The sequence below is a fragment of the Pseudomonas sp. LBUM1643 genome (assembly GCF_059716215.1).
In genome coordinates this window covers 4,470,873-4,489,125 of sequence record NZ_CP166813.1, presented here as the reverse complement: position 1 = coordinate 4,489,125, position 18,253 = coordinate 4,470,873, and the positions used below count along the sequence as shown (strand labels likewise).

Below are 18,253 nucleotides of genomic sequence, written 5' to 3'. Positions count from 1 at the left end.
GTCAATTGTTCGATCTTGATAATCAGCGACATTGATAACGCCTTTGGATCCCGTGGATTATGATCGGCGTACATTTCCTGGTGGATACCCTCATGACCGATCTGTCCGCGTTCCCCATCACGCAAAAGTGGCCTGCTCAGTACCCGGAGTGGCTCCAGCTGTACTCCTTGCCGACCCCCAACGGCGTCAAGGTGTCGATCATGCTCGAAGAGATCGGGCTGCCCTATGAACCCCATCGTGTGGGCTTCGACACGAACGACCAGTTGTCCCCCGAGTTTATGTCGCTAAACCCCAACAACAAGATTCCGGCGATCCTTGATCCTCACGGTCCGGGAGATCAACCGTTGGCGCTGTTCGAGTCCGGGGCGATTCTGATCTACCTCGCTGACAAAAGCGGGCAGTTGCTGGCCCAGGAATCGGCTGCGCGTTACGAGACGATCCAGTGGTTGATGTTTCAGATGGGCGGCATCGGCCCGATGTTCGGCCAGGTCGGCTTTTTCAATAAATTCGGCGGCAAGGACTACGAGGACAAACGTCCACTGGGACGCTACGTCGAAGAAAGCAAGCGCCTGCTGAAGGTGCTCGATGGTCGGCTTGAAGGGCGGGACTGGATCATGGGCGAGCGATACACCATCGCCGACATCGCCACGTTCCCCTGGATACGCAACCTGATCGGCTTCTATGAAGCGGGCGATCTAGTGGGCATCAACGACTTCAAGAACGTCACGCGAGTATTGGAGCGCTTTCTGGCACGCCCGGCGGTGATGCGCGGGCTGGAAATTCCGAAGTCGGCGATTTAAGTCCATCCATCACACACTCAGGGAAGACCCATGTATTCATTCGATTTCAAACAGGTAGACGTATTCAGCCGCGTCGCGCTCAAGGGCAATCCATTGGCCGTGGTGTTCGCGGCCGATGAACTCAGCGACGAGCGCATGGCGGCGTTTGCGACCTGGACCAACCTCAGTGAAACCACGTTCATCCTCGAACCCCAAGACCCTCGGGCCGATTATCGCGTCAGGATTTTCACCACCGCAAAGGAGTTGCCGTTCGCCGGTCATCCGACGTTGGGGACGTGTCACGCCTGGCTCGAAGCGGGTGGCGTGCCCAAGGGAGAGGAGATTATTCAGGAGTGTGGCGTCGGGTTGGTGCGGGTCCGTCGTCAGGGTGCGGAGCTGGCTTTTCTTGCACCGCCCTTGCTCCGGACCGGGCCGGTGGAGGCCGATCTGGTGGAGCGAGTGCGATTGGGGCTGGGGCTTGAGCGGGGTGCGATTGTTCGGGCCCAGTGGGTCGATAACGGGGCCGGCTGGCTGGCGGTGATGCTCGACAATCGCCAGCAGGTGCTGGACCTGAAGCCGGATCATGGGCAAATGCTTGGCCTGGCGGTCGGTGTGATCGCGCCCTGGAATCCCGAGCGGGATGGCGATGATGCGCACTTCGAGGTGCGGGCGTTCATCAGCGGCGACGGCATGCCCGAAGATCCAGCCACCGGCAGCCTGAACGCCGGTGTTGCCCAATGGTTGCTCAAGGAAGGGTTGGCGCCGTCGTCCTACGTGGTCAGCCAGGGGTTGACCATGGGGCGCGCCGGTCGCATCCAGGTTGAACAACTGGGTGATGAGATATGGATCGGCGGCGCGGTGGTGACCTGCATCAGTGGCACCCTGAACCTGTAACGCTGACGGGCGCGGTTGCCTGGTGAATGACCGCGCCCCTGCACTAGGGCGAAGCCGGTCATGGCGTTGGAAATCGAACCTGCGCGCTTTGGTCGCGACCGCTCGCTGCACCCCTTGGTCTGGTTGGGCAGGCCGCGATTATTGTCTGTCCGGTAACGGACTCTTCGTCATCCGGCGTTTGTGCAGGGCGCCGCAGAAGGCATAAGCTTTCGCCCCCTGCGACTTTCGCCATGTTCATCGATTTTCAGGAATCCTCATGTCCAGCCAGTTCCCCGAAGCACGTCCACGCCGTCTGCGCCGCAATGCGAGCCTGCGCAGCCTGTTCCAGGAAACCGAATTCAGCTTGAGCGATCTGGTGCTGCCGATCTTCGTCGAAGAAGAAATCGACGACTTCGTACCGATCAAGAGCATGCCCGGCGTGATGCGTATCCCCGAGTCGAAACTGGCTGGCGAGATCGAGCGTTACGCCCGTGCCGGCATCAAGTCGGTGATGACCTTCGGCGTGTCCCACCACCTGGACAGCAGCGGCAGTGATACCTGGAGAGAGGATGGCCTGGTGTCGCGCATGTCGCGCATTGCCAAGGATGCCGTGCCGGACATGATCGTGATGTCGGACACCTGCTTCTGCGAATACACCGATCATGGCCACTGCGGTGTGATACACAACCATGAAGTCGACAACGATCAGACCCTGATCAACCTGGGTCGCCAGGCCGTGGCTGCTGCCCATGCCGGGGCCGATGTCATTGCCCCGTCGGCGGCGATGGATGGCCAGGTCCGGGCGATTCGCCGGGCGCTGGATGAGGCCGGCTTCACCCAGATTCCCATCATGGCTTACTCGACCAAATTCGCTTCCGCGCTCTACGGTCCGTTCCGCGAAGCCGGCGGCAGCGCGCTCAAGGGCGACCGCAAAAGCTACCAGATGAACCCGATGAACCGCCGCGAAGCCGTGCGTGAATCATTGATGGACGAGCAGGAAGGCGCCGACGCGCTGATGGTCAAACCGGCGGGTGCCTACCTGGACATCATCCGCGACATTCGTGAAGTGTCGCGTCTGCCGTTGGCGGCGTATCAGGTCAGTGGTGAATACGCGATGATCAAATTCGGCGCTCAGGCCGGTGCGATCGATGAGGATCGGGTGGTTCGCGAAAGCCTTGGAGCGATCAAGCGGGCCGGCGCGGATCTGATCTTCACCTACTTTGCGATGGATCTGGCGCTGGCCGGGATCTAAAGCCACCGCGTGACCCCTGTAGGAGCGAGCCTGCTCGCGATGAGGCTGTGCAGGCGATATCAGTGCTGGATGTGCCAAAGCCATCGCGAGCAGGCTCACTCCTACAGTGGGATTTTTGTCAGGCCCTGAACTCGAGTACACCGCCGATAAACTGTAGGAGCGAGCCTGCTCGCGATGGGGTCGTGTCAGGCGATATTGATATTGGATGTGCCACCGCCATCGCGAGCAGGCTCACTCCTACTTGGAAATCGTGTGGGTTCGTGTTGAATCAGGCAACACCAAAGAAAGGCCGGATCCCGTGCTCCTGGAAGTACCGTTCGATCACCTTCGGATCGGAGCACGTTTCGGCAATCGCCACGTAGGTGTCCGGCCGTAACAGGTAGAACCCGTTAGGCCCCAGGCCCGCGGTTTCGAACGCCGGGCGCCAGTCAAATACCTGCAGCGGCAGATGGTGCTCTGTGCACCAGGCAATCATTTCGTCGCTGGTGTCGCCATACACGTGCACCTGCCAGACCGGTTGCTTGAGCGATTCGAAGTTGTCGCCTTCGCCATCGTGAGCCCAGGGCAATCGATCCCCTCCATGCACATGTCCGGCAACGCCGGTGCTCAACGGCATCCCGCGATAATTGACGGTGATCTGCGAGACCGTGCGAAACAAAAACTCGCGGGAGGTCTCGAACGAGGCCATTTTCGGGATCACGAACGGGGCCAGGCGCGTACGCAACAGGTCGGCCAAAGGGCCTTGGGCGGTGGCGAAGCTGAACACCCGGTCCGTGGTGGCCACCAGTTTTCGGGCAAACGCGATACGTTCGGGTTCGTAGCTGTCGAGCAGCCGGGCCTCGGCGCCGCCGCTCAAGACTGCCGCGAGTTTCCAGGCCAGGTTGATGGCGTCGCCGATCCCGGTGTTCATGCCCTGACCGCCAGCAGGGCTGTGGACGTGGGCAGCGTCACCCAGCAGGAACGCGCGCCCGGTGCGGAAGTGATCCGCCACGCGGTGATGCACGCGGTAGGTTGAAAACCAGTTCACCTGATCGATCTGCATCTTCATGTTGTTGATCGCGTGACTGCTGACGTCCTCGAACCGCAGGTTCTCCGGATGCTCGGCACGCTCATCTCGAACCGTGCCGATCAACCGGGCGCGGCCTTCACTCGCCATGGGAAACACCGCGAGGAAGTCCGCTTCATCCAGGTCGACGTGCAACTCGCCGTTGATGGCCTCGCCGCGGGCCTGCACATCCGCGACGTAGAAAATCTGCTGGTAGGTCCCGCCGGGAAAACCGGTGTCCAGGGTCTTGCGCACGATCGATTTCGCCCCATCGCAACCGGCCAGGTAACAGGCCTGACAGGTTTCCTGCTGGCCATCGGGCCGGCGCAGCCTGGCGCTGATGCCGTCACCGGTTTCCTCGAAGCTTTCCAGTTCGGTATCGCGCTCGACTTGAATACCGAACATTTTCAGGCGGTCGATCAGCAGGCGCTCGTGTTGGTCCTGAGGAAATACTTCCAGGAACGAGTAGGGCGTCAGGCCTTCGCCGATGCTCGTCAGGGGCAGGCGCGCGACCGGTCCGCCCTTGACCCAGAAATTCGCCGCCGCGACGCGATGGCCGTTCTGCACCACGGCGTCGGCAAGGTCGAGTTGGCGATACAGTTCCAGCGTGCGTGCCTGCACCGCCAACGCCCGGGAAGTCGTGCCGGGTGCCGACGTTCTATCGATGATCCGCACGCGCACGCCCAGTTTGCTCAACCACAGCGCCAGGACCAGCCCGGTCGGCCCAGCGCCGACGATCAACACGTCGCTTCGGTTCATGAGCCCGTCCCCCTTAGAGTGTGAGCTCTAGTATGGTCCAGTTCGAGGGTGCGTCCAGACGCGCCGCCAGACGGAAAAAGGCCCCGCAACGGTGACGCTGCGGGGCCTTTTCTTGAGGCGTAGGGGGATCAGAAGTCGATGGTGCCCGACAACTTCGCGACCCGTGGCTCGCCTTGGGTCAGGTAGCCGCCCTGGGCCGATTCCCAGTATTTCTCGTTTGCCAGGTTTTCGATTCCGAAACGCAGGGTCACGTCTTTCTGCTCCACTTTGAAGCCATACCGCGCACCGGCATCGAAGCGGTTCCAGGTCGGCAGGCTGAGGTTGTTCGCTGCATCGGCGTATTGACCGCCAGTGCGCAACATCCGCGCGTTCAGCGCTACACCTTGCAGGCCCGGCACGTCCCAATCCACACCCGCATTGAACTGGAAGTTCGGCACACCGATGGCGCGGTTGCCGTCGTTGGCGCCGTTCTGGGTGTCTTTCAGTTCGGTGTCCATCAGGGTCAGACCGCTGATCAGGCGCAGGCCTTCGATGGGCTCGCCGAATACGTTCAGCTCGACGCCTTTGTTGATCTGTTTGCCTTCACGAATAAATTCCGCCGTGGTCGCGCTGGTCGCAACGGAATAGCCGTCTCCCGGTTGTTCGATGCGGTACACACCGAGGCTGGCGCCGTAGGTGCCCATGTCGACTTTGACCCCGGCTTCGATCTGTTTCGAGCGGGCCGGCGCGAACGCCTGATTGCCATTGGTGACGATCAGGTTGCCGGAGGTAACGGGAGAGGTCGGACCTTCCGCCAGGCCTTCGATACGGTTGGCATAGAAGGACACGTGTTCCCACGGTTTGAACACGATGCCGTAGACCGGCGTGGTGATCGACTCGTCGTACTTGGAGGTTCGCGTGCCGCTGCCGTAAGCGAAGCCCTGGACCACCAACTGCTGGCGACGCACGCCGACGGTCACCAGCAGGCGATCATCGAAGAAGCCCAGGGTGTCGGAGGCGGCACCGCTGCGCACGAAGGTTTTGCCGGTGATGCCCGGATCGTTGAGGTCGCCAGCGGAAAAGTTGCCAACCGGCGACGGCGTTTCGACCGGGTGATAGATGTTGTTGGGGTTTCGGCGCAGGTCGAAGTCATAGGCACTGCGCTGCTCGGTCCAGATGCCAGCGAGGCCGAAGTTGAGCTTGTGGCTGACCGGGCCCGTGTCAAATCGGCCATTAAGGCCACCCATGACACTTTTGTTGTCCTCGTCGTGCGGGATGAACGAACCGGTGGTGAAGGAGCTGCCGTCGTTGCCGACCAGGGTGGTGGAGTTGTAGCGTCCGACTTCGCGGGTGTGCTTGGCACCGCCAGCGGCATAGGCGGTCCAGTTGTCGTTCAGGTCGTATTCGGCGCGCAACATGCCGAAGGTGTCTTCGATTTCGGTGAACCCCCACTTCTGCGCGTAGTTGGTGTCGGCAGAAGGCGCGTCCGGAATGTGTGTGGTATTTCCGAGGTTCACCGAGTTGCGACCACCATTGACGCGTTGTTTCTGGTAGGCGAAGTCGCCAGAAACACGCAGGGCGTCACCGCGATAGTCCAGGCCGATGGCGAACAGCTTGGAGCGCTGGTTTTCGTGATCGATGCCGGTGTCGCCTTCGCGCTGAGCAAGGTTGACCCGTGCGCCGAAACGGTTGTCCTCGCCGAACCGTTGGCCGAGGTCCAGATGCTGGCCAATCCGGCCTTCGTCATTGATGTCGGTGGTGAATCGACGCAACGGCACATCGCTGGCGCGTTTGGGTTGCAGGTTGACACCCCCGCCGATGCCCGAACCCGTCGGCGTCACGCCGTTGATGAACGCGTTCGGGCCTTTGAAGACCTCCACACGTTCCAGTGCATCGGTGGAGATGATCTGCCGGGGCAGCACGCCGTACAGGCCGTTGTAGGAAATGTCGTCGCCGGTGAGCGGTAAGCCACGGATCATGAAAATCTGCGACTGGTTGGAAAATCCACTGGCCTGGCGCACCGAGGAGTCGTTCAACAGCACGTCGGCAACGTCTTCGGCCTGCTGATCCTGGATCAGTTGTTCGGTGTACGACGACACGCTGAACGGCACGTCCATGATGTCCTGATTGCCCAGCACACCGAGTTGTCCACCACGCGCCACCTGACCACCGGCAAATACCGGGGGCAGGGCGGAAGGCGAAGGGGCTTGAGCGTTGACGTTGACGTCGTCCAGCACCAGCGCCTTACCGTTGTTTTCAGCGGGTTCAGCGGCGTAGGCGGTAACGGAAAGGGAGCAAAACAGAGCGATAAGCGTCGGCCGCAAAGGAGCGCCGAGTCGGGTTGGAGAGGTCATGTTTCGTTCCTGGCGGTGCGTCGCCGATGAAGTAAAAATTGACGGCGCGGGAACTCCTTGCGCAAATGCGACTCCAGGCGCGAATGATAGATTTTCTCAGTAACGTCTTGCAATGTGTTTGTTATTACGCTGTGTAGATAACCAACTGCAGCATGCAAATACCTGTAGCAGCTGACGAGCCCGCGAGGCTGCGTTCGGTTGCGTAGCAGTCGCCAGTGAGCGGCGCTTTTCATCTGACACACCGCAGTGTCTGATTTCACGACTGCTTCGCAGCCGAACGCAGCCTCGCGGGCTCGACAGCTGCTACAGACGTGCGTAGCAGGCTCGACAGCTGCTGCAGGGAACAGTGGAGGGTGGTGAGGGTCATAGCCTGCGCCATGCCATTGGTCGTATGGTTAAACCCGTCTCTAAGGATTTGATGGAGCTCCATGCAAGCCAATCGATTGATCATGAGCGTCGCGGCGCTGCTGGTACTGGCCGGATGCGGCACCCAGCGCACCCAGGAACCGCCTGCGCGAACACCCAATGAAGTCAGGGCGGAACTGATGCGCTTGCTGCCGGCCAAGACGGTCGATCGCCAAGGCTGGGCCACGGATATTTATGCGGCGTTTGCAGCCCAGGCCATTTCTCCGACCACGCAAAACCTGTGCTCGGTGCTCGCCGTCACCGAGCAGGAATCTACCTTCCAGGTCGACCCACCGGTCCCCGGCCTGGGCAAGATTGCCCGCGACGAAATCGACCGCCGTGCGGCCAAAGCCCATATTCCCGGCCTTTTGATCAGCGGCGCGCTGCAGGTGCGCTCACCCAACGGCAAAAGCTACAGCGACCGCCTCAACGCTGCGCGCAGTGAGAAAGAGCTCAGTGCGATTTTCGATGATTTCATCGGCATGGTGCCCATGGGGCAGACGCTGTTCGGTGGTTTCAACCCGGTGCACACCGGTGGACCGATGCAAGTCAGCATCGAATTCGCCGAGCAGCAGGCGCGCAATTATCCGTACCCGGTGGAGGGCTCAATTCGGCGTGAAGTGTTCAGTCGACGTGGGGGAATGTATTTCGGGATTGCCCACCTGCTTGGCTATCCAGCGAGCTATCAACAGCCGCTGTATCGTTTTGCCGACTTCAATGCCGGTTGGTACGCCAGCCGCAATGCGGCGTTTCAGAACGCGGTGAGCCGAGCTTCGGGTATTCCCCTGGCGCTGGATGGGGATCTGGTCCGCTACGACTCGATCATGCCCGGCACCACTGAATTGGCGGTGCGCACCCTCGGTAAGCGACTGGACATGCGCAACCCGACGATCAGGGATCAATTGGAAAAGGGAAAGAGCCTCGAATTCGAGGAAACAGCACTCTATGAGCGGGTGTTCGAGTTGGCCGAGCAAGCCGAAGGCCGGTCGCTGCCCCGTGCGGTGTTGCCGGGGATCGTGCTGCAGAGTCCGAAGATCACCCGCAAACTCACCACGGCGTGGTTCGCCAAACGGGTCGATGAGCGATATCAGCGGTGCATGGCGCGGGCGCGTTGAGGATCAAAAGATCAAAAGATCGCAGCCTGCGGCAGCTCCTACAGGGTACTCGGTCTCATGTAGGAGCTGCCGCAGGCTGCGATCTTTTGATCTTGCTGCACACAAATTACCGGCATAAAAAAACCCGGCGGTTGAGGCCGGGTTCTTCGTCGAAGAGTGCTGAGTAATGCTTCGATCATACGGTGCGATTCTGGATCAGACGATCGGAACCACCTTCAGCTACGCGGCGTTCGAGCAAACGATCGGAGCCACCTTCGGCAACGCGGCGTTCGAGCAAACGATCGGAACCACCTTCAGCTACGCGGCGTTCCAGCAAACGATCGGAACCACCTTCAGCGACGCGGCGTTCCAGCAAACGATCGGAACCACCTTCAGCTACGCGGCGTTCGAGCAAACGATCGGAGCCACCTTCGGCGACACGGCGTTCAATCAGACGATCGGCACCACCTTCGGCGACACGGCGTTCCAGCAAACGATCGGAACCACCCTCAGCCACACGACTTTCAATCAGACGATCCGAGCCGCCTTCAGCGACAACCGGTTGAGTTGAAGTGGCGGCGAAAGCGTTAACTGCGAATACCGAGAAAGCGATGCTGAGGAAGAGTTGGCGTTTCATGAGGGTGTGCTCCGGGGTGTTATTGGTTGGTATGGAGCTGATGTTACGCCGTGGATTTTTTATGAGAACTTCATTGCCATGATGGTGAATATCGATGGCAATGATAGGTCGCGCGCAGTACCTCATTCGGGTGTGATGATTAGATCCTGGGGTGATCGCGGTCAGATCACCTTCACCGCTCGCCCGATGAATTGAATCGGCCCGGTGGGTTTGCCGATCGGCGAGCCATTGGGGTTTTCCAGTGTCAGTTCGAACAACTGGTCGGGGACCAGCGGCGGCAGTTTGTCCAGCGGCACCGACAATGTCTGCCCCGGCTTGACCAGCCCCAGCGACACGGGCCCTTGCCAGCCCTCGGCCTTGGTCCAGAACTCCAGTGCCTTGTCAGCCGGAACTTCCACCACGCCCAGCGGGATCAGCTGGATTTCCCTCGAGTTGCTGGCCTGGATCACCCAGCCAGGTGCCTTGTCCTGAGGGCCCACCAGCACCACCAGATACGTCGGTTTGACGGTGGTCTGCGTCAGCAGCAACGCCCCGAGCAGTAAGGTGGCCGTCAGCCCGGCACCGGCCAGAGCGCGCCACAAGGGCAGCAGGTTCCACCAAGAAGAAGGTTGCGCCGCTGGCTGCGGAGGGCGCGGCTCCAGGGCAGCCACGCTGCGCTCGATACGCGGCCACAGGTGAGTCGTCGGTGTCGTGGGTTCGACAAGGTCGGTCAACCCCAGCAAGCGGCGCTCCCAGGTGTCGACCGCCGTGCGCAGCTCGGCATCGTCGCGCAGGCGTTGTTGAACCTCGCTGCGCAGCTCGGCCGACAGTGTGCCCAGCACATACTCGCTGGCCAGCTCGTCGCGTTCTTCCGGGGTTTCGTCAGCAGGTCCGGTGATCATCCCATGCACTCGCGCAATGCCGTCAGGCTCCGCCTGATCCAGGCTTTGACGGTACCCAGAGGGGTGCCGAGTTTGTGTGATATCTGTGCGTGGGAGTAGCCGTCAACGTAGGCATGCACGATGCAACTGCGCCGCTCCGGGTCCAGTTGCTCCAGGCAATGATGAATGCGCCCCGAGTGCAGATGCGCATCAAAGGCTTCGGTAATGATCGGCACGTCCGGTTCACCTTGGGTTTCGCGGCTGTGATCACGAATGAAATTGAGCGCCAGGTGCCGGGTCACGCTGTACATCCAGCCCCGCGCCGACCCTCGTGCCGGATCGAAGCGGGCGGCGCCGGTCCATATCTTGAGGAACGCATCGTGAACGATGTCCTCGGCCAGTGCCGTGTCGCGCACCAGGCGCTTGGCAACGCCGAGCAGGCGCGGACTCTCCTGCACGTACAAATCCCGCAAGGCCTGACGCTCACCGCGACCGCAGGCGGCCAGGTGGGCTTCGTAATCAAAAAGAGGTTCGGGCAAGGACACTGTGCTCAGCCGTTATCGGGTCGTGAATGCAATCTAGCAAACAAAGTGGATACCTGTGGGAGCGAACCTGCTCGCGATAGCGGACTGTCAGTCGACACACCTGTCGGATGCTCAGGCGCAATCGCGAGCAGGCTCACTCCCACAGGGGGTAGCACTGTCTGATGCCTACAGGGCTGCCCAGAAAATATAGTCCGCCTGATACTTCACCACTTCCTGCTTGCCCTTGTTGGCAGTAGTGCATTCGGTGCCGGGTGCCACGCCGCCCTTGAGGGCCACGCGCTGGATGTAACTGACGCCGCTCATCGCGCCTTTGCCCTCGGCAGGATTGGCCTTGACCAGCTGATAGGGCAGGTTACCCGGGCTCGATGGGGCCACGGCGAGCTGGGTGCCGGTGACTTTCGAGCCATCTTTGGCCTGCCAGGTCGCCGGCGGTCCGAAGTAGGTGCCGACCTGTTTGCCGCTGCGGTCATTGAGCACGGCCTTGGGCCCGACGAACACCCATTCCGTCATCCCGGCCGCACCGGCCTTGTCGCGGCATTCGTAGGTGATCTCGCCGACCCCGGTGGTTTCCATGGCAACCTTGTGGCCGTCAGGGACCTTGATGCTGTCGGGCAGGGCCGTCTGGGCGAAGGCTGCAGGAACGGCGGCGAACAAACCGGCAAGGCAAATCAGCTGTTTGGCGTTCATCAGTATCTCTCCGAAAATGAGGTGTCCGCTGGGCAGCATCAATGGCTGCTACAGGTACTACCCGCCACGCAGCGATTTGGATGCAGGGTTGAAAAAAGAAATTTTCCCGCGTGACCAGAGTCAGCTGCTACAAAGAGATAACCGCAAAGGAGGTGTGTATGTATCAGCTCTACGGACACAAGAACTCCGGCGCTGCGGCGATAGAAGCGGCGCTGGAACTGTGTGAGATTCCTTATCGCTTCATCGACGTCGAAGCCACTCCGGAGGCGGCCAAGGCCCTGGAGAAACTCAACCCGCTCAAGCAGATCCCCACGTTGCAATTGCCCGACGGCAGCATTCTCACCGAGAGTGCGGCGATCCTCATTCATCTGGGGCTGACGTTCCCTTCCTCGGATTTGCTGCCCGGCAATGTCGCCGAGCGGGATCAGGTCATTCGCGGGTTGGCCTACATCGTCAGCAATTGCTACGCGGCCATTGGCATCATCGATTACCCAGAGCGCTGGCTGGTGGATGCGGACGAGTCTTCCCGGCAGAACCTGATGGCCGGTGCGCGGCGGCGATTGCACTGGAGTTGGGAGGTGTTCGCGGACCAGTTTTCCGGCGAGCTGTACCTGGGTGATGAAACACCGGGAGCGCTGGATGTGCTGGCGGCGGTGGTGACGCGTTGGGCCGGCAGTCGCGAGCATCTGCGCAGTGCCCGACCGGGGTTTTATGCGTGGCTTGAACGCATTGACCGGCACCCGACACTGGCGCCGGTGTTTGCCCGGCATTGGCCGAACTGAAGATCAAAAGATCGCAGCCTCGTTTCACTCGACAGCTCCTACAGGTCATACAGGGTGTGCCGACATCCCTGTAGGAGCTGTCGAGTGAAACGAGGCTGCGATCTTTTGAACTGGCTTGTTTGATTACTCGCCGCGAATGTACTGCTCCAGCTGCCGAATCAACTCAGCCTGTTCGGCAATGGCTTCCTTGACCAGGTCGCCGATCGACAGCAAACCGATCAATCTGCCGTTCTCGACCACCGGCAAGTGCCGCAAACGCTTGTCCGACATGATGCCCAGGCAGGTGTCGACGGTTTGATGGGTGTCCACGGTGATGACCGGCGACACCATGATGTCGCGAACCGGTGTGCCGACCGAAGAACGACCATGCAGCACCAGTTTGCGCGCGTAGTCCCGTTCACTGATGATGCCCAGCACCTCGTCATTCTCCACCACCAGCAAAGCGCCGACGTTCTTCTCGGCCATCTTCATCAGCGCTTCGAGCACCATATGGTCGGGTTTGATCTGGTGCACTTCCTGATTCTTCTGATCTTTCAACTTGAGCAGTTGGGCGACGGTTTTCATGGTGGTTACTCTGGTGTTGTCGTTGTTCTAGAAGAATCATAGACCCGGACGTCGAGGGCAAGACCGAAAGCGGCAGATAACGTGCAAAAAACGTCATTGGGCGGTTTTTTTTACGGAAATTCCCCCTGTACACCCTCGTACACGCAACGCGTTTTCACACCTCACCCCCGATTCCTGTAGCAGCTGCCGAGCCTGCGAGGCTGCGTCCGGCTGCGAAGCACTCGTATAACCAGACCCTGCTGTGGGTCAGATCACACTCGTGTAACTATTTTGCGACTGCTGCGCAGTCGGACGCAGCCTCGCAGGCTCGGCAGCTGCTACAAAGGACGGCGCAGCCCTATCGATTTGTGGTGGATAAGCCCAGTTCCCCCAATGCTCTCTTCACGCACGATGCACAAGCTCTACCCCGTCGATGACGCGTAGAATCACCGCCCTGAATCAATATCGAGGTTGCACAGGTGGATTTACAGCAGGGCTTCGTCCTGACCCGGCATTGGCGCGATACCCCGGCCGGCACGGAAGTCGAGTTCTGGCTGGCGACCGACAACGGTCCCCGGCGCATTCGCCTGCCTTATCAACCGTCGGTGGCGTTCATTCCCGAGCAGCAGCGCGAGCAGGCTGAACAGGTGCTTTTGGACGAAAAAAACGTCGAACTGCGGCCATTGGCGTTGCTGGACTTCGAACATCGGCCGGTGCTTGGTGTGTATTGCCAGCAGCACGGGCAGTTGATGCGCCTGGAAACCGCGCTGCGCAAGGCCGGTGTCGAGATGCTCGAAGCCGATGTCCGCCCGCCGGAACGCTACATGATGGAGCGCTTCATCACTGCGCCGGTCACCTTCGGCGGTAACCCCACTGCGGACGGCCTGTTGCTCGATGCGCAGATGAAACCCCATCCCGACTACCGGCCCGCGCTGAAGCTGGTGTCCCTGGACATCGAAACCACCGCGCAAGGCGAGTTGTATTCCATTGCCCTGGAGGGCTGCGGCGAGCGTCAGGTGTACATGCTCGGTCCTCCCAATGGAGACGGCAGCGAGGTGGATTTTCAGCTCGAATACTGTGATACCCGAACCCTGCTGTTGAAGAAGCTCAACGAATGGTTCGAGCGCTTTGATCCGGACGCCATCATCGGCTGGAACGTCGTGCAGTTTGATTTGCGCGTACTCCACGAGCACGCACGGCGCCTGGGGGTGCCGTTGAAGCTGGGGCGTGGCGGTGAAGAAATGCAATGGCGCGAACACGGCAGCCGCAACCACTATTTCGCCGCAGCGGCCGGTCGGCTGATCATCGATGGCATCGAATCCCTGCGTTCGGCGACCTGGAGTTTTCCGTCGTTCAGCCTGGAAAACGTCGCACAAACGTTGCTCGGTGAGGGCAAGGCGATCAGTACGCCGTACCAGCGCATGGACGAAATCAACCGCATGTTCGCCGAGGACAAGCCAGCCCTGGCCAAGTACAACCTCAAGGACTGCGAACTGGTCACGAGGATTTTCGCCAAGACCCAGCTGCTGACCTTCCTGCTGGAGCGCGCCAGCGTCACCGGGTTGCCGGCGGACCGCAGCGGTGGATCGGTGGCGGCGTTCACCCACCTCTACATGCCGTTGATGCACCGCCAGGGTTTCGTCGCGCCGAACCTCGGAGGCCGGCCGCCAGAGGCCAGCCCCGGCGGCTTTGTGATGGACTCGCAACCGGGGCTTTACGAGTCGGTACTGGTACTGGACTACAAAAGCCTTTACCCCTCGATCATCCGTACGTTCCTGATCGACCCCGTGGGGCTGATCGAAGGCCTCAAGCACCCGGACGACCAGGACTCGGTGCCGGGATTCCGTGGCGCCCGGTTTTCCAGAACCCGGCACTGCCTGCCCGCCATCGTGTCCCGGGTTGCCGAAGGTCGCGAGACCGCCAAACGTGAACACAACGCGCCGCTGTCCCAGGCTCTGAAGATCATCATGAATGCGTTCTACGGGGTGCTCGGCTCCAGTGGCTGCCGTTTCTTCGACACGCGGCTGGCGTCGTCCATTACCTTGCGCGGTCACGAGATCATGCTGCGCACCCGCCAGTTGATCGAAGCGCAGGGGCACACGGTGATTTACGGCGACACCGATTCGACGTTCGTCTGGTTACGCCGAGCCCACGGCCAGGAAGAAGCAGCGCAGATCGGCCGCTCTCTCGTGGACCACGTCAATCAATGGTGGCGTGAACATGTGCAGCAGGAATATGGATTGCACAGCGTGCTGGAGCTGCAATACGAAACCCACTACAAGCGCTTCCTGATGCCCACCATTCGGGGGGCCGAGGAGGGCAGCAAAAAGCGTTATGCCGGGTTGGTGGCTCGGGCTGATGGCACTGACGAGATGGTCTACAAGGGGCTGGAAGCGGTACGCACCGACTGGTCGTTGCTGGCGCGACAGTTCCAGCAGGAGCTGTATTCGCTGATTTTCCACCGCAAGCCTTATCAGGATTATGTGCGCGATTACGTGAGCAAGACCCTGGCCGGTGAGTTCGACGATCGCCTGGTCTACCGCAAACGCCTGCGCCGCACCCTCGACGACTATCAACGTAACGTGCCGCCCCACGTGCGGGCAGCGCGCACTGCCGATGACTACAACGACCAGCAAGGCCGACCGCGCCAGTATCAGAATGGCGGCTGGATCAGTTATGTAATCACTGTTGCCGGCCCCGAACCGCTGGAAATCCGTAGCGCGCCCATCGATTACGACCATTACGTCACCCGCCAACTGCAACCAATCGCGGACGCGATCCTGCCGTTCGTGGACGATGACTTTTCAACCCTGATTGGTGGGCAATTGGGCTTGTTTTGAGTCCAGCAACGACAGCGTCCACTCATCGGGAATGCCGTGGAAATACTGATCCAGCGCCTGATTGAACAGATTGTCAGGAGGACCGATCTGCGCAAACAGTGTCATCGATGAGTGGAATTTCAGGTCGTCAGGGTGTCCGAATATCTCGGCAATCGAGCGTTGCCTGATGTTCAGAACCAATTGGGTACAGGTGCGCAGGCGTGAGCCCAGTAGAGGATCATTCAGGTAGGCCGCTGACTCGGCGGCGGACTGAATGGCGAAATACCGGGACATCTCACTGCCGCCAAGCCCGGCGATCTGCGGAAAGATGAACCACATCCAGTGCCGGCGTTTGCGCCCGGCGATGAGCTCCTCCTGGACGTGGTCGAACACCGGCGCTTGCGCCTGAATAAAGCGTTGCAGGTTGAAAGAATCCAGCGGATCAGTGCTTCTCATATAGAAGCCCTCTGATGAAACAGCGAAGGCCTAGACCATGGCCAATCGCTGTTTACGGTGTGGCACGAGAAACGCTTGGTCCAGCGCTTCCAGATCCCCGGTTTCAAGCTGTAGATCGGCGGCTTGAGCATTGAGTTTCACGTGTTCGGGCCGGACCGCTTTGGGGATGGCGATCACGGTTTTCTGACGCAGAATCCATACTAACGCAACCTGTGCCGGTGACACGCCGTGATGGGCAGCCACCTGCTTTAACGTCGTATGGGCCAGCATTTGCCCACCCTGACCAATGGGACAGTACGCCATTATTGGCTGCTGGTGTGCCTGGCACCACGGCAACAGGTCAAATTCGATACCCCGTTCTTCCAGGTTGTAAAGCACCTGATTGGTGGCGCAGGCAGGTGAATTCAGCTCCTGCAGATCGTCCACATCGAAGTTGGACACACCCCAACTGCCGATCTTGCCCGCTTCGCGCAGGCGTTCGAACGCTTCTACCGTTTCTTCGAGGGGATATTGACCACGCCAGTGCAGCAAATACAGATCAATGTAATCAGTGCCCAGCCGCTTCAGACTGCGCTCGCACGCCTGGGGAATGCCTTTGCGGCCAGCGTTGTGCGGATACACTTTGCTGACGAGAAACACCTTGTCGCGCAGCCCGGCGATGGCCTCGCCTACGACTTCTTCGGCGCCCCCTTCGGCATACATTTCTGCGGTATCGATCAGGGTCATGCCCAGCTCGATACCCAGGCGCAGGGCGGCGACTTCCTGGACGTGCTGCGAGCGGTCCTCGCCCATGTGCCAGGTCCCCTGGCCGATGACCGGTACGTCCACGCCGGCCAATTGCAAAGTGCGCATTCAAACCTCCTGACACTGTTGGGGGTCTACATTCGGCAGCATTAACGTCGCGAGGTTCAGTGAGAAAAGGCGCTGGGGTACCGGACCCTATACGCATCAGTGAGTTGCGTGTCGCGGGTGCGCATGAACGTCTTGAAATCAGGCACCAGAAAGACCAGCACAGACAACAGCAGCACCATGACACCCAGCAGCGTGATCGTCAGTGAAACGCCCATTGTCGTGATCATGCCGTTCATCGCGAAACTGCCCAAAGGGCTGGCCGCCGCAGACAGAAACGACACGGTGGCGAAAATCCGGTTGCGGTGATCCTTGGGCGTCGCCAGCAACCGCACCGCCGAGGTCGGAATGTTGATCAGCATCAGGCCGATGCCGCCGCAGAAAAATGCGAGGGGAACGATGACCGATGAGTACACGGTGCCAACGACCAACAAATTGCCCCCCAATAATGCAAAGCCCGCCGACACACACAGATCACGCGGTATGCGCTCCCCGAGCCAGCCGATGACCTTGTAGCTGCCGGCCAGAATACCCAGGCCGAAACATGAGTCCAGCAGGCCGATGTAAGTAACGGGGTACTGGATGACGTCTTTGACGTACAGGGGAAGCAGGATAGTAAAGAAGGGGAAAAGGGCAAAGTTGACCAGCATGGCAATCATCGCCAGGAAAAACTCGACCTTCACGCCGTAAACGACTTTGAAGCCTGAACAGATCATCCTGAATCCGCTGGTCACCCGCGTTTTTGCGTCCGTGCCCGTGGCGCCTGTGTGCGTCGGCACCGTGGCGATCAAGGCCCCGGCAACAAGGATCGCGAAAAAATCGGCGGCCAACGCGAACGCAATTCCGAACCCATAAATCAGCCCGCTGGCCAGCACGGGTCCCAGCAGAGTCGAAAACGAGTACATGACGCTTTTACTGCGGAACGCCAGGGAGACTTTATCGTCGTCTGCAAACAGCGGAATGATCGACGCCTGGAGCGGATCGCGCACGCCGACCACCGCGCTGCCAATCATCATCAACGCGCCCAGTGTCCAGGGATTGAAGGCGCCTGTGACGGACAGCAGCACCATCACCAGCGCCGTCACGGCGCTCAGCATCGATACGATTTTGAGGATGAGGATTTTGTTGTACCGGTCGCCGAGCCATCCAAACAACGGCCTGGCGAGCACTTCTGCCGCAATTGAACAAGCGATCATGTTGGCGAAATACACGGCCGAGCCGGTTTCCTGCAACGTCCACCAGGCCACGGCCAACTGGTTGCACCGACCTCCCAGCACCATTAGGAAAAAGCTGAACTGCACCTTCAGCAATTGTCGGTTGATGCCGGGGATCAGTCTGAAACCTGAATGATCGCTACCCATGAAGTCCCTTCTTTTCAAACAGCTCGCCGGATGACGCTCCTTGTCGGCGGCTAGGGTACACAGAACCGTGAGCCGATGTACCGACGGATGTTTACAGACCGTCGGCACTGCACTTTTTCAGTATTCGCGGCTCTATCCTTGGCCAGCCCGCGGCGATCCCCACCGCCGGCCAAT

Annotated in this window: 16 protein-coding genes; 6 read left to right on the top strand and 10 right to left on the bottom strand. The window is 60.2% G+C overall.

Annotated features, from left to right (window positions below; translation table 11 throughout):
- Positions 1-92: 92 nt before the first annotated feature.
- The 3 genes from ACA063_RS20270 (at position 93) to hemB (ending at position 2,904) form a co-directional block, all read left to right on the top strand.
- Entirely contained in the window at positions 93-800 is a 708-nt protein-coding gene (locus ACA063_RS20270) for a glutathione binding-like protein (RefSeq protein WP_497663108.1), read from the top strand.
- Positions 801-830: 30 nt separating this feature from the next.
- Positions 831-1,673 (top strand): PhzF family phenazine biosynthesis protein, encoded by an 843-nt coding sequence (locus ACA063_RS20265; RefSeq protein ID WP_497663107.1) that lies wholly within the window; start codon positions 831-833, stop codon positions 1,671-1,673.
- Positions 1,674-1,929: 256 nt separating this feature from the next.
- Positions 1,930-2,904, top strand: coding sequence for a porphobilinogen synthase (hemB, locus tag ACA063_RS20260; RefSeq protein ID WP_497663106.1), 975 nt, complete (start codon positions 1,930-1,932; stop codon positions 2,902-2,904).
- Positions 2,905-3,172: 268 nt separating this feature from the next.
- Here hemB and ACA063_RS20255 read toward each other — a convergent pair whose 3' ends face one another.
- Positions 3,173-4,708 (bottom strand): FAD-dependent oxidoreductase, encoded by a 1,536-nt coding sequence (locus ACA063_RS20255; protein ID WP_497663105.1) that lies wholly within the window; start codon positions 4,706-4,708, stop codon positions 3,173-3,175.
- Between the two features lie 128 nt (positions 4,709-4,836).
- The gene (locus ACA063_RS20250; RefSeq protein ID WP_497663104.1) at positions 4,837-7,041 is read right to left on the bottom strand and encodes a TonB-dependent receptor; all 2,205 of its coding nucleotides are present in this window, start codon (positions 7,039-7,041) and stop codon (positions 4,837-4,839) included.
- A 428-nt stretch (positions 7,042-7,469) separates the two neighbouring features.
- On the opposite strand from ACA063_RS20250, the gene ACA063_RS20245 reads away from it, so the two are divergent.
- Complete coding sequence (locus tag ACA063_RS20245; RefSeq protein ID WP_497663103.1) at positions 7,470-8,561, top strand: DUF1615 domain-containing protein; 1,092 nt, start codon at positions 7,470-7,472, stop codon at positions 8,559-8,561.
- 175 nt (positions 8,562-8,736) lie between these two features.
- On the opposite strand, the gene ACA063_RS20240 is transcribed toward ACA063_RS20245, so the two are convergent.
- The 4 genes from ACA063_RS20240 to ACA063_RS20225 form a co-directional block, all read right to left on the bottom strand.
- On the bottom strand, positions 8,737-9,177 hold the full coding sequence (locus ACA063_RS20240; protein WP_497663102.1) for a phage infection protein: 441 nt from the start codon (positions 9,175-9,177) through the stop codon (positions 8,737-8,739).
- Positions 9,178-9,338: 161 nt separating this feature from the next.
- Positions 9,339-10,058, bottom strand: a complete 720-nt coding sequence (locus ACA063_RS20235) for an anti-sigma factor (RefSeq protein ID WP_497663101.1) — start codon at positions 10,056-10,058, stop codon at positions 9,339-9,341.
- On the bottom strand, positions 10,055-10,582 hold the full coding sequence (locus ACA063_RS20230; RefSeq protein WP_497663100.1) for a sigma-70 family RNA polymerase sigma factor: 528 nt from the start codon (positions 10,580-10,582) through the stop codon (positions 10,055-10,057). Before ACA063_RS20230 ends, ACA063_RS20235 begins: the two co-directional genes overlap by 4 nt.
- A gap of 165 nt (positions 10,583-10,747) precedes the next feature.
- The gene (locus ACA063_RS20225) at positions 10,748-11,269 is read right to left on the bottom strand and encodes a DUF3455 domain-containing protein (protein ID WP_162441011.1); all 522 of its coding nucleotides are present in this window, start codon (positions 11,267-11,269) and stop codon (positions 10,748-10,750) included.
- Positions 11,270-11,427: 158 nt separating this feature from the next.
- Here ACA063_RS20225 and ACA063_RS20220 point away from each other — a divergent pair, with 158 nt between their 5' ends.
- The gene (locus ACA063_RS20220) at positions 11,428-12,051 is read left to right on the top strand and encodes a glutathione S-transferase (RefSeq protein ID WP_497663099.1); all 624 of its coding nucleotides are present in this window, start codon (positions 11,428-11,430) and stop codon (positions 12,049-12,051) included.
- 123 nt (positions 12,052-12,174) lie between these two features.
- On the opposite strand, the gene ACA063_RS20215 is transcribed toward ACA063_RS20220, so the two are convergent.
- The gene (locus ACA063_RS20215; RefSeq protein WP_056854796.1) at positions 12,175-12,615 is read right to left on the bottom strand and encodes a CBS domain-containing protein; all 441 of its coding nucleotides are present in this window, start codon (positions 12,613-12,615) and stop codon (positions 12,175-12,177) included.
- A gap of 458 nt (positions 12,616-13,073) precedes the next feature.
- Between ACA063_RS20215 and ACA063_RS20210 the strand changes: the two genes are divergently transcribed.
- Positions 13,074-15,434, top strand: a complete 2,361-nt coding sequence (locus ACA063_RS20210) for a DNA polymerase II (protein WP_497663098.1) — start codon at positions 13,074-13,076, stop codon at positions 15,432-15,434.
- On the opposite strand, the gene ACA063_RS20205 is transcribed toward ACA063_RS20210, so the two are convergent.
- Genes ACA063_RS20205 through ACA063_RS20195 form a run of 3 tightly spaced genes read right to left on the bottom strand, consistent with a single transcriptional unit; the run spans position 15,399 to position 18,187 of the window.
- Entirely contained in the window at positions 15,399-15,869 is a 471-nt protein-coding gene (locus tag ACA063_RS20205) for a DUF1810 domain-containing protein (RefSeq protein ID WP_497663097.1), read from the bottom strand. The genes ACA063_RS20210 and ACA063_RS20205 overlap by 36 nt on opposite strands.
- A gap of 30 nt (positions 15,870-15,899) precedes the next feature.
- On the bottom strand, positions 15,900-16,721 hold the full coding sequence (locus tag ACA063_RS20200; RefSeq protein WP_497663096.1) for an aldo/keto reductase: 822 nt from the start codon (positions 16,719-16,721) through the stop codon (positions 15,900-15,902).
- 56 nt (positions 16,722-16,777) lie between these two features.
- Positions 16,778-18,187, bottom strand: coding sequence for an MFS transporter (locus tag ACA063_RS20195; RefSeq protein WP_497663095.1), 1,410 nt, complete (start codon positions 18,185-18,187; stop codon positions 16,778-16,780).
- Positions 18,188-18,253 lie beyond the last annotated feature (66 nt).

Bases quoted from the DNA above. Each gene is read 5' to 3' on its own strand.
- ACA063_RS20205 (WP_497663097.1), bottom strand. From the start codon at position 15,869: ATGAGAAGCACTGATCCGCTGGATTCTTTCAACCTGCAACGCTTTATT.
- ACA063_RS20265 (WP_497663107.1), top strand. From the start codon at position 831: ATGTATTCATTCGATTTCAAACAGGTAGACGTATTCAGCCGCGTCGCG.
- hemB (WP_497663106.1), top strand. From the start codon at position 1,930: ATGTCCAGCCAGTTCCCCGAAGCACGTCCACGCCGTCTGCGCCGCAAT.
- ACA063_RS20245 (WP_497663103.1), top strand. From the start codon at position 7,470: ATGCAAGCCAATCGATTGATCATGAGCGTCGCGGCGCTGCTGGTACTG.
- ACA063_RS20250 (WP_497663104.1), bottom strand. From the start codon at position 7,041: ATGACCTCTCCAACCCGACTCGGCGCTCCTTTGCGGCCGACGCTTATC.
- ACA063_RS20215 (WP_056854796.1), bottom strand. From the start codon at position 12,615: ATGAAAACCGTCGCCCAACTGCTCAAGTTGAAAGATCAGAAGAATCAG.
- ACA063_RS20270 (WP_497663108.1), top strand. From the start codon at position 93: ATGACCGATCTGTCCGCGTTCCCCATCACGCAAAAGTGGCCTGCTCAG.
- ACA063_RS20235 (WP_497663101.1), bottom strand. From the start codon at position 10,058: ATGATCACCGGACCTGCTGACGAAACCCCGGAAGAACGCGACGAGCTG.
- ACA063_RS20225 (WP_162441011.1), bottom strand. From the start codon at position 11,269: ATGAACGCCAAACAGCTGATTTGCCTTGCCGGTTTGTTCGCCGCCGTT.
- ACA063_RS20200 (WP_497663096.1), bottom strand. From the start codon at position 16,721: ATGCGCACTTTGCAATTGGCCGGCGTGGACGTACCGGTCATCGGCCAG.
- ACA063_RS20240 (WP_497663102.1), bottom strand. From the start codon at position 9,177: ATGAAACGCCAACTCTTCCTCAGCATCGCTTTCTCGGTATTCGCAGTT.
- ACA063_RS20255 (WP_497663105.1), bottom strand. From the start codon at position 4,708: ATGAACCGAAGCGACGTGTTGATCGTCGGCGCTGGGCCGACCGGGCTG.
- ACA063_RS20220 (WP_497663099.1), top strand. From the start codon at position 11,428: ATGTATCAGCTCTACGGACACAAGAACTCCGGCGCTGCGGCGATAGAA.